The sequence below is a fragment of the Clostridium sp. Cult1 genome (genome assembly GCF_021655095.1).
GTDB lineage: Bacteria > Bacillota > Clostridia > Tissierellales > Tepidimicrobiaceae > Schnuerera.
Genome location: NZ_PPXW01000001.1, coordinates 1,887,944 through 1,897,502, shown reverse-complemented (window position 1 = coordinate 1,897,502; position 9,559 = coordinate 1,887,944). Strand labels below are relative to the sequence as shown.

Below are 9,559 nucleotides of genomic sequence, written 5' to 3'. Positions count from 1 at the left end.
ATCCCTTTTTCCTGCTATGATTACTACTTTGATGTTAATATTTTTAACTCTAGTAATTGCTACACCAATAGGTATATTTACTGGATTTTATCTAGTGGAGTATGCCAAAAAAGGCAATAAAATAGTGGAAATCATTAGAATTGCAACTGAAACTCTATCTGGTATCCCATCAATAGTCTACGGATTATTTGGTATGCTGTTCTTTGTTATAAAGCTTAATTTTAAATATTCTCTATTGGCAGGAGCTTTAACTGCTGCAATTATGGTACTACCTCTAATAATCAGGACTACAGAAGAAGCTTTACTTTCTGTAGACAATTCCCTTAGGGAAGCTAGTTTTGCTCTAGGCGCTGGAAAGCTACGTACTATTTTTAGAGTAGTCCTGTCAGTAGCAATGCCAGGAATTCTATCGGGTATTATACTTTCAATAGGTCGTATTGTTGGAGAAACGGCAGCATTGATATTTACTTTAGGGACTGCTACAAAAATTCCAAAAGGACTATTTTCTTCTGGTCGTACTTTAGCCCTTCATATGTATGTACTTTCCACAGAAGGCCTTCATGTAAAGGAATCTTATGCAACAGGAGTTGTTTTATTGATTGTAGTATTGATTATAAATGGATTATCTACCTTATTAAGTAATAAATTGACAAAGGGGAATGAAAATGAATAAATTTGTTATAAAGAATATGAATTTATACTATAGTAATTTTCACGCTTTAAAAGATATAAATATGAATATAAACGAAAACGAAATAACAGCTCTTATAGGACCCTCAGGCTGTGGAAAATCTACTTTATTGAAAAGCCTAAACCGTATGAATGATTTAGTTGAAGGATGTAAAATCCAAGGAGATATCCTCTTAGATGAAAAAGATATATATGCCGAAAACTTTGATGTTAATTTACTGAGAAAACGGGTAGGTATGGTTTTCCAAAAACCTAATCCTTTCCCAATGAGCATATATGATAATATCGCTTATGGCCCAAGAACCCATGGAATAAAAAATAGATCCAGATTAGATGAAATTGTTGAGAGAAGCCTAAAAGCTGCTGCCATTTGGGATGAAGTAAAGGGTGATCTTAAAAAGAATGCCCTTAGGATTTCTGGGGGACAACAACAAAGACTTTGCATAGCAAGGGCTCTTGCTGTTGAGCCAGAAGTATTATTAATGGATGAACCTACCTCTGCTCTAGATCCTATTTCTACAGCAAAAATTGAAGATTTAATTCAGGAGTTGAAAAAAAATTACACAATAGTAATAGTAACCCATAATATGCAACAAGCTACTAGGGTCTCTGATAAAACGGCTTTTCTTTTAAATGGCGAGTTAATCGAATTTGGCCAAACAGTTCAACTTTTTTCTGTACCAGAAGATAAGCGAACAGAAGATTATATAACGGGTAGATTTGGCTAAAAAATGGAAAGGATGATAAATATGATAAGAAATAGATTTGATAAAGAATTGGATTTGCTCAATGATGAGTTAATAGAAATGGGTAATCTAATAGAAAGCGCTATTAGGGCTGCCATAACAGCCCTAAAGGAGCAAAATGTAGATTTAGCAAGGCGAATAGTAGAAAACGATAAGGAAGTAGACGATATGGAAAGGACTATCGAACAAAGATGTTTAAGATTATTGCTACAACAACAACCTGTAGCCAGAGATTTAAGACTTATATCTTCCGCCTTAAAGATGATAACAGATATGGAAAGAATAGGAGATCAGGCAGCAGATATTTCTGAAATATCTATTAGACTTTCTAATGAAACCTATTTGAAAGAACTCATTCATATACCTCAAATGGCTGAAGCTGCTATAAAAATGGTGAAAATTAGTATAGATTCTTTTGTTAGAAAGGATATAGAATTGGTTAAAGAAGTTATATCATACGATGACACAGTAGACCAATTATTTGATATAATTAAAAATGAACTGGTGGATTTAGTTAGAGAAGATAGAGATTCTAAAGAACAGGTTATCGATTTACTGATGATAGCTAAATATTTAGAAAGGATTGGTGATCATGCTCAAAATATTGCAGAATGGGTTTATTTTGCAATAAAGGGAGAGCACTATACATGGTAGGAGTTGATTAAATGTCTTTAATATATTGTATAGAAGACGATGAAAGTATTAGGGAGTTAGTGGTTTATGCTCTTAATAATAATGGTTTTGAAGCTGTAGGTTTTGAAAATGGTGATGCTTTGTTTGATAGTCCTATTCCCGACTTAATAATTTTAGATATTATGCTTCCCGGCGAGGATGGATATACAATTTTAAAAAAGCTAAGATCTAATTTTAGAACTTCAGATATCCCCGTAATCATGCTTACAGCTAAAACTAGTGAATTTGATAAGGTTAAATCTCTAGATATGGGTGCAGATGATTATATTGAAAAACCCTTTGGAATTATGGAGTTAATCTCCAGAGTTAAGGCAGTTTTGCGCCGTAGTAATAGAGAAAATAGAACTACAAAATTGATATTTAAGGAAATATCTATGGATTACGATAAATACTTGGTTACAGTTGATGAAAAGGAAGTAATTTTAACCCATAAAGAATTTGAATTACTATATTATTTAATGAAAAATCAAGAAATAGTCTTGTCTAGAAATCAAATAATGAATGAAGTATGGGGCTTTGATTTTGAGGGGGAAACCCGAACCATAGATGTCCATATTAGGACTTTAAGACTTAAATTGGGGAATGCAGGTAAATATATTCAGACCATTAGAAATGTTGGTTATAAATTGGGGGATTAGTTATGGAAAAAAGAATTTATTTTAACCTAGCCTTAGTTGCAACGATTACTGCAATTATAACTGCAAGTGTTATCGCTTTTTTGTTCTACGATATATATAGTTCAAATGTTAATCAGGGGTATGTAGATTTAACCTCAAGATTTTTATCTATACTTCCCGTTACAGTTGGAGTTTTAGTATTTATTCTTATTTCCCTTTATCTAGTTGCCAATATACTAACTACTAAAATTATAGAGCCTATATCTGTAGCAACTCAAAGCATCGAAAATATCCTCTCCGGAGAAGAAATGGAAGATGTAGAAGTTTATGAAGAATTAAAGCCTTTTCTGAAGACAATTCAAATTCAAAAAATAGAGATAGAAAATTATATTTTAAGATTAAAAGAAGCCGAAAAATCCAGAAGGGACTTTACCGCTAACGTATCCCATGAGTTAAAAACGCCCCTTACCTCAATAAATGGATTTGCTGAAATGTTATCTACTGGTGGAGTAAGTAAGGAAGACACCATTAAATTCGCCAATATTATCCAAAAAGAAGGTACTCGATTATTAGAATTAATCGATTCCATTATTCACTTGACTCATATTGAAGATGAAATAGAAAGTCGGACTATGGAGACTACAAATATATCCCATATTGCTAAGGAAGTAATCTCTCAATTGACAATTTCTGCAAAAAATAAGGGGCTAAATTTAAGTCTAACAGCTGGAGATATAACTATTGATGCCAACAAACGGATGATTAAAGATTTATTATACAATCTAGTAGACAATGCTATTAAGTATAATAAGCCTAAGGGAAGAGTCCATGTATCGTTAGAAGAAAGAAAAGATTTCTGTATAATCAGGGTAAAAGATACTGGTATAGGAATTCCAGAAGAAGAGCAGAATAAAGTATTCGAAAGGTTTTATATGGTAGATAAAAGCCGTTCTAAAAAAGTAGGTGGTTCCGGTTTAGGTCTATCTATTATAAAACATATTGTGGCATATCATAATGGCAGAATATCATTGACTAGTAAATTAAATGAAGGTACGGAAATAGAAATACAGCTTCCTGTCTAAAAACTCCCTCTAAATTAGAGGGAGTTTTTATTAAATTACTTGTCTTAATACTTCTCCTAATCTTTTCACACCTTCAACTATTCTTTCCTCGTCCATATTGGAATAGTTCATTCTAAAGGTATTTTCATTGCCACCATTAGGGAAGAAAGAACCTCCTGGAACAAAGGCTACATTCTTTTCTAAGGCTTTTACAGCCAATTCCCTTGCATTTATATGCTCTGGTAATACTACCCAAGTAAATAATCCACCTTCTGGATTTGTAAACTTAACTTCTTCAGGGAATTCCTCCTCCATAGTTTTTATCATTAAATCTTTTCTCTTCTTATATACTCGCTTTAACTTTTCAATATGTTCTTCTATATCATATATTTCCAAAAATTTGGCTACTTCCATTTGTGAAATAGTACTAGATTGTAAATCTGCTCCTTGTTTTACCATGATGAATTTATTAAGTACTTCCTTGTCAGCAGCTACCCAACCTAATCTAAGGCCTGGACAGAATATCTTAGAAAAAGTGCCTAAAAATATTACTCTTCCTTCTGTATCGTAATGTTTAACAGCAGGTAGAAACTCGCCTTCAAATCTTAATTCTCCATAAGGATTGTCTTCTAATATTGCCACATTATATTTGTTAGCTAATTCTACTAATTTCTTCCTTCTTTCTTCAGACCAAGTCTTACCTGAAGGATTTTGAAAATCAGGTATTACATAGATGAACTTTGCATTGTCATTTTCCTCTAAGGCCTTTTCTAGATACTCCATTATCATTCCTTCATCGTCGGTTTCCACTTCTACAAATTTTGGTTCATAAGCCTTAAAAGCGTTTATTGCTCCTAAATAACTAGGACTTTCACAGATAATTACATCTCCTGGATTAATAAAGATTCTCGCAGCAAAGTCTAAACCTTGTTGAGAACCACTTGTAACCAAGATATTGTCCACAGCAACATCAACGTTTACTTTTTTCATTCTTTCTACGATTTTTTGTCTTAATGGTTCATATCCTTCTGTAGGCCCGTACTGTAATGCAGTTGTTCCATTTTCCTCCAATACTTCTTTAGCTACCCTTTTAAGTTCTTCAACAGGGAATAATTCTGGAGCAGGTAATCCACCTGCAAATGAAATAACTTCTGGCCTTTGGGTTAACTTTAACAACTCCCTAATTTCAGATGCTTTAATATTGTCCATTCTTTTAGCATAATTTAAAGCCATTAAAACACCTCCTAAAATTTTAAAAACGTTTTCATGTTAATAGATAAATAAAGCCCTTCATTTATAGTGTACTATTAAAATGGAAAATTGTCTAATATTAAAAAAGCTATTTTCTGGTTTAAAACAACCCAGAAAATAGCTTTAATCCATTTGCTCTTTTCCCTTATAGTGAATTATACTAATCCATTTATCTTCTACTAAAATCCTCCTTACCCGTCTTTCAAAGTCTATCCTAGGTATCCAGATTTGCCTATTACATCCTAAGCATTTTAGTTTAATATCTACTCCCGTTCGCATTATTTCCCATTTATTTTCTCCACATGGATGAGGTTTTTTCAAAGTAACAATATCTCCAAGTTCGTATTTTAACACCATAAGCAATACCTCCTAAGATTTCTTATCAAGTATAACCATTCTTGGATATGGTATTTCGATATTTTCTCTATCAAAGGCCTCTTTAATTTCTTTTCTAAGGGCTCTCTCCACACCCCACTGATCCATAGGTTTAGTTTTAGCTACTATAGTAATATCTACTCCATACTCTCCTAAATCGGAAACCCCTAAAATAGTAGGCCCTTCTTCAATACTTTTATTAGATTGTTTTAGCCTATTACAGACATCATCCAATATTTTTATGGCTCTGTCTATATCCTCTTCATAAGCTATGCTCACCTTCACAAGAGCTCTCATAGCTCCTCTAGCTTTATTAGTAACTGTATTTATATTGCCATTAGGTATAATATGAAGTTCTCCAGAAAAGTCCCTTAATTTGGTTACTCTTACCCCTAGTTCCTCTACTATTCCTTCATAACTATCAATTTTCACATAATCCCCTACGGAAAATTGATCTTCAAATAGAATAAAGAAGCCTGTTATTACATCCTTAACTAAAGACTGGGCACCAAAACCTATAGCTAAACCACCTATTCCGGCAGTAGCTAAAATTGAACTAGTATTTATATTAAACATATCCAATATTATGACTGTACCTATAAAGTATAAAACATATTTCATAATATTTTTTAGTACGGCAGTTAGGGTATTAATTTTTTTTTCATCAAATGAAAATAACCTTCTTTTTCTACTTTCTACAGTTTTATCTATTATAATATAAGATACTTTAATCAGTATCCGTATAATGATAAAAACTAATATTATCTTTAGGCATTTACCTAGTATATTTAAATTTCCATCTTCTGTTTTAAAAAATCGATCTATTATGCTTAATACCCTGTCCATATTGACCTCCATAACTAGCTAATCTTTTCAGCTTTATAACCATCATCATTTTTAACGAGTTTAAATATTCCTTCTATAGTAAGTTCATTATCATTAATTATATTCCTTACTAGATCTATATCCTTTAAATCAAATTTAATTGCTAGCCCACAGCTATGAGTTATCTCCCTTGGAGTTGGTATAGTTCTATATTGAATGTCTTTCTCCTTAAATACTAAATCTCCTTTTATTGCATAGTGGGTGGATTTAAAGGTTATAACTCCAAACTGTCTTTCTTTCATTATAACATACTCTCCTATCCTATAGTTATTGTATTCATTGGATTTTTTAATTTTTCATAAATTGTATACATATTTGATATTTCTCCTACTTTGAGTTTATCCTTAATCTCAAAATAATCTAAACAGGTTCCACAGGATATAATCTCTACCCCTTCAGCTTCTAATTTCTTTAAATCTTCTAGAACTTCTGAGCCTTCGCATGTTAGATGAACTCCTCCATTATAAAATACCAATGTGGAAGGGAAAGGAGTTGCTTCAGTTAATGTATATATAAAGGATTTCATTAAAATTTTTCCTAACTCCTCTGATCCTTTACCCATAGTGTTTGATGAAAAAGCTATAGTCAAATCCTTAAATGTATCTGGTATACATACATTAGCTTCTTCTGACACTTCACCTTTAGTTATGTGTATATAATATTCATTGTCACTTTTTTTGTCAACTTTGTAATCATACCCTGCACTCTTAGCAAGTTTTGAAACATTTTCTTTTGCTACTTCATTGTCTACAATTGTAGTAATTACACCTTCATTTATATTATCTAATTCCTTTTTAGTCATAATGACTGGTTTAGGACAAGCTTGTCCTCTTGCATCTACTTCAATTTTCATAATAAAAACCTCCTCATTTATGTTTATAAATATATTATACTACTCTTTAACTATAGTGACCTATGGGGATTCTTTATAAGAATACACAGTTCTATAAATTATATCTATATATGGATTGTTAAAAATAAAATTAAATATTTTAAGCCATACTTTAATATTTTTAATATAATTATTAAAAATATTAAGATTGTTATTGACAATTTTTAGTTTTAATATTAATATAATATTAACCAGGGTTAAATACTTAATTTAAACTTTTTATTATTATACCCTAATTTATTGTTTTAGCTTAATTAAATCATTTTTCTATTTCACTTTATTAGGAGGGGGTACCTTGGAAAATAGAGTTAAAGAGATATTAAATCAACTAGATAATGGAAAAATAATATATAAAGATGCAATTAAATTGATAAAAAATATTAATTTTGAAACTAATATAGTTAAAAAGAAAGCTTCTAAACTCAAAATCTCTGTAGTAGATGAAAAACAATCTATAAGAATACCTGCTATACCTTTAGGCCTTATAACATTTTTAATTGACATTGGTTTTGGTATAAGTTCTATTGCTATGAAATATGTTGACGATTTTGATGAAGATTTAAGGAAAATTTTGGATTCATTAGATAAAAAAGACATAAAGTTAATATTTAAGGAACTAAAAAAATATGGTTCTTTTGAATTAGTGGATATAAAAGATGGCGATAGTACAGAAATTAAAATAACTATACTTTGATAAACCGGAGAGTGATAAATATGAGAAGAGAAGTTTTAGGAAAATGCCCAGTATGTGGAGAAGAATTGAAAGTAACAAGATTGAGTTGCAGTAATTGCTATACAAATATTGAGGGAAGTTTTGCTTTATGTAAATTTTGTAAACTTTCCAATGAACAAAAGAATTTTTTAGAAGCCTTTATTAGAAATAGAGGAAATATAAAGGAAATAGAGAAGGATTTAGGTATATCATATCCTACTGTAAGAAATAAACTAGAAGATGTAATAGAAACACTAGGATATAAACCTAGATATAATGAACCTAAGGTAGATAAAAAGAAGATATTGAAAAGGTTAGATGAGGGAGAAATTACTTCTGAAGAAGCTATAAAACTTCTAAAAGGAGAGGAATAAGGGGGATCAAAATGAAGGATGAAAAATTAATGATATTATCCATGTTAGAGGAAGGTAAAATAACCAGCGAAGAAGCTATAAAACTATTAGATGCATTAGAAGAAACGGAAAGCTTCATAGAATATGAATCCACTGAAGATAATGAAGTAAAGTTTATTAACATAGACAAAACTAAGGAAAAGCTGGAAGGATTAGAAAAAAATATTAAAGACCAAAATAAGAAAGTAGAAAGTCTAGGAATAGACTTAGGTGGTAAATTAGCGAATACCTTTAGCAATTTATTTAGCACAGGAAATCCCTTTAATCTACTAGGAAACTATAAAGTATTAAATACAAAAGTTGAAAAGGATATATCTTACATGGATAGCCCTACAATCCATTTAAAGTCAATCAATGGTAGTATTAATCTGAAAAGTTGGGAAAAAGAAAAACTATTAATTAAAATCATCTATCAATATAAACATAACAATTTTACTGAGGATGATAAGTTTTATGATCTATATGAAGAAAATAATAAAATAATATTTGAACCTATATATGCCAATAATGTAATGATGAATTTAGATGTATATTTGCCTGATAGATATTACAAAGAAATAAATTTAGATACATCCAATGGCAAGATTCAGGCAGAAAGTCTTAACTTAAAAATACTTAATTGCGATACAACTAATGCTTCTATTTCTTTAAAAGATATTATAGGAAAAAACATTGATTTGACAACTAAAAATGGGAGAATTAATTTAATAAATATTTCCTCTCCTATATTGAAGGCTGTTAGTACCAATTCAAATATTATACTAGAAGATATTGATAGCGATAATTTAATAGTTTCTACTAAAAACGGAAGAATTAAACTTTCTAATATATTAGGAAAAGATATTTCCGCTAATACTTCCAATAGTTCTATTGAAATCAATGATATAAGTAGCAAGATAATTAAACTAGCTACGTCTAACGGAAAGATAATATGCAGGGATTTAGATAACAAAAAAATTAGCGAATTAAAGCTTTCTACCTCTAATTCAACTATAGATGTAGAAATAGGTGAATTAAATAAAATGAGTTATTTTCATCTAGAGACTTCCTTAGGAAATATTGATTTAGATTTACCAGACCTTGTATATGAGGTTAACAGGCAGGTAAGTTTAGGCATGAAAAAGATAGTTGCACATAGTGCTAATTTCGATGAAAAAGAAGAACATTTTGTTTTAGATGCTTCTACTTCTAACGGTTCAATAAAAATTAGGTAAGGAGGGATTT

Annotated in this window: 13 protein-coding genes; 8 read left to right on the top strand and 5 right to left on the bottom strand. The window is 30.6% G+C overall.

The window, feature by feature from the left end; genetic code table 11:
* From pstA to C3E89_RS09425, 5 genes are all read left to right on the top strand, one after another.
* The coding region (gene pstA, locus C3E89_RS09445; RefSeq protein WP_236912397.1) for a phosphate ABC transporter permease PstA at positions 1-673 on the top strand (673 nt) is incomplete at its 5' end.
* Positions 666-1,418 carry a phosphate ABC transporter ATP-binding protein PstB gene (gene pstB, locus C3E89_RS09440; protein ID WP_272876601.1) on the top strand — a complete coding sequence of 251 codons (753 nt, stop codon included), beginning with the start codon at positions 666-668 and terminating at the stop codon, positions 1,416-1,418. The genes pstA and pstB, both read left to right, overlap by 8 nt.
* Before the next feature lie 21 nt (positions 1,419-1,439).
* Entirely contained in the window at positions 1,440-2,090 is a 651-nt protein-coding gene (gene phoU / locus C3E89_RS09435) for a phosphate signaling complex protein PhoU (RefSeq protein ID WP_272876600.1), read from the top strand.
* 11 nt (positions 2,091-2,101) lie between these two features.
* Complete coding sequence (locus tag C3E89_RS09430; protein WP_236912393.1) at positions 2,102-2,767, top strand: response regulator transcription factor; 666 nt, start codon at positions 2,102-2,104, stop codon at positions 2,765-2,767.
* A gap of 2 nt (positions 2,768-2,769) precedes the next feature.
* Positions 2,770-3,828 (top strand): sensor histidine kinase, encoded by a 1,059-nt coding sequence (locus C3E89_RS09425; protein WP_236912391.1) that lies wholly within the window; start codon positions 2,770-2,772, stop codon positions 3,826-3,828.
* A gap of 30 nt (positions 3,829-3,858) precedes the next feature.
* Here C3E89_RS09425 and C3E89_RS09420 read toward each other — a convergent pair whose 3' ends face one another.
* From C3E89_RS09420 to yedF, 5 genes are all read right to left on the bottom strand, one after another.
* Positions 3,859-5,040, bottom strand: coding sequence for an aminotransferase-like domain-containing protein (locus C3E89_RS09420; RefSeq protein WP_236912389.1), 1,182 nt, complete (start codon positions 5,038-5,040; stop codon positions 3,859-3,861).
* 141 nt (positions 5,041-5,181) lie between these two features.
* Positions 5,182-5,415 carry a DUF951 domain-containing protein gene (locus tag C3E89_RS09415; RefSeq protein WP_236912386.1) on the bottom strand — a complete coding sequence of 78 codons (234 nt, stop codon included), beginning with the start codon at positions 5,413-5,415 and terminating at the stop codon, positions 5,182-5,184.
* Positions 5,416-5,427: 12 nt separating this feature from the next.
* Entirely contained in the window at positions 5,428-6,279 is an 852-nt protein-coding gene (locus tag C3E89_RS09410) for a mechanosensitive ion channel family protein (protein WP_236912384.1), read from the bottom strand.
* A 14-nt stretch (positions 6,280-6,293) separates the two neighbouring features.
* Positions 6,294-6,560 carry a DUF3343 domain-containing protein gene (locus C3E89_RS09405; protein ID WP_236912382.1) on the bottom strand — a complete coding sequence of 89 codons (267 nt, stop codon included), beginning with the start codon at positions 6,558-6,560 and terminating at the stop codon, positions 6,294-6,296.
* A gap of 14 nt (positions 6,561-6,574) precedes the next feature.
* Positions 6,575-7,171: a sulfurtransferase-like selenium metabolism protein YedF gene (gene yedF / locus C3E89_RS09400; protein WP_236912379.1), complete on the bottom strand. Its 597-nt coding sequence runs from the start codon at positions 7,169-7,171 to the stop codon at positions 6,575-6,577.
* Between the two features lie 334 nt (positions 7,172-7,505).
* On the opposite strand from yedF, the gene C3E89_RS09395 reads away from it, so the two are divergent.
* From C3E89_RS09395 to C3E89_RS09385, 3 genes are read left to right on the top strand one after another with little or no spacing between them, the layout of a single operon-like run.
* The gene (locus C3E89_RS09395) at positions 7,506-7,904 is read left to right on the top strand and encodes a hypothetical protein (protein ID WP_236912376.1); all 399 of its coding nucleotides are present in this window, start codon (positions 7,506-7,508) and stop codon (positions 7,902-7,904) included.
* A gap of 20 nt (positions 7,905-7,924) precedes the next feature.
* Complete coding sequence (locus C3E89_RS09390) at positions 7,925-8,296, top strand: DUF2089 domain-containing protein (RefSeq protein WP_236912373.1); 372 nt, start codon at positions 7,925-7,927, stop codon at positions 8,294-8,296.
* Between the two features lie 11 nt (positions 8,297-8,307).
* Complete coding sequence (locus tag C3E89_RS09385) at positions 8,308-9,549, top strand: DUF4097 family beta strand repeat-containing protein (protein WP_236912371.1); 1,242 nt, start codon at positions 8,308-8,310, stop codon at positions 9,547-9,549.
* The last annotated feature ends 10 nt before the right edge of the window (positions 9,550-9,559 follow it).

Bases quoted from the DNA above. Each gene is read 5' to 3' on its own strand.
- pstB (WP_272876601.1), top strand. From the start codon at position 666: ATGAATAAATTTGTTATAAAGAATATGAATTTATACTATAGTAATTTT.
- phoU (WP_272876600.1), top strand. From the start codon at position 1,440: ATGATAAGAAATAGATTTGATAAAGAATTGGATTTGCTCAATGATGAG.
- C3E89_RS09430 (WP_236912393.1), top strand. From the start codon at position 2,102: ATGTCTTTAATATATTGTATAGAAGACGATGAAAGTATTAGGGAGTTA.
- C3E89_RS09425 (WP_236912391.1), top strand. From the start codon at position 2,770: ATGGAAAAAAGAATTTATTTTAACCTAGCCTTAGTTGCAACGATTACT.
- C3E89_RS09420 (WP_236912389.1), bottom strand. From the start codon at position 5,040: ATGGCTTTAAATTATGCTAAAAGAATGGACAATATTAAAGCATCTGAA.
- C3E89_RS09415 (WP_236912386.1), bottom strand. From the start codon at position 5,415: ATGGTGTTAAAATACGAACTTGGAGATATTGTTACTTTGAAAAAACCT.
- C3E89_RS09410 (WP_236912384.1), bottom strand. From the start codon at position 6,279: ATGGACAGGGTATTAAGCATAATAGATCGATTTTTTAAAACAGAAGAT.
- C3E89_RS09405 (WP_236912382.1), bottom strand. From the start codon at position 6,560: ATGAAAGAAAGACAGTTTGGAGTTATAACCTTTAAATCCACCCACTAT.
- yedF (WP_236912379.1), bottom strand. From the start codon at position 7,171: ATGAAAATTGAAGTAGATGCAAGAGGACAAGCTTGTCCTAAACCAGTC.
- C3E89_RS09390 (WP_236912373.1), top strand. From the start codon at position 7,925: ATGAGAAGAGAAGTTTTAGGAAAATGCCCAGTATGTGGAGAAGAATTG.
- C3E89_RS09385 (WP_236912371.1), top strand. From the start codon at position 8,308: ATGAAGGATGAAAAATTAATGATATTATCCATGTTAGAGGAAGGTAAA.